General features: G+C 40.1%; 1 pseudogene. It reads left to right on the top strand.

The window, feature by feature from the left end:
• Window positions 1–310 (top strand): annotated as a pseudogene (locus NI468_RS16195) (ISNCY family transposase); the annotation flags it as partial.
• Window positions 311–364 lie beyond the last annotated feature (54 nt).

The raw sequence follows: 364 nt of genomic DNA, 5'->3' as shown, positions 1-364 counted from the left end.
AGAGCTGAATCATAAGCTTGTTGGGCAATATATTTCATTTCTGGAGTACCCGGATGGGACTGTGGCCCTCATGCACGAGGGACGAAAGCTCAACTACAGCATTTTCAATAAATTAGCTGGGCTACAGCAGAATGAGATCGTTGAGAATAAACGGTTAGGTACAGTCCTGGCACATATTCAGCAACAGCATGAAGAGTTGGAAAAACAGAATAAACGTTCCCGTCTCAAGAAAAGTATGCCGAGTCGTAAAGCTCAGAAAGCTGTTATTGAACAAAGAAAGTTAAATCCTGTGCTTGACTCTTGTGGTTAAAAACAGGACATTTTAAATGGTTTATCGCATAGACATTTTAATTGGTGAATAACA

Origin of the sequence: Acinetobacter lwoffii, assembly GCF_024129355.1 — a bacterium.
GTDB classification, from domain to species: Bacteria; Pseudomonadota; Gammaproteobacteria; order Pseudomonadales; family Moraxellaceae; genus Acinetobacter; species Acinetobacter lwoffii_I.
The sequence above is the reverse complement of the archived record's forward strand: the minus strand, read 5'-3'. Positions and strand labels throughout refer to the sequence as shown.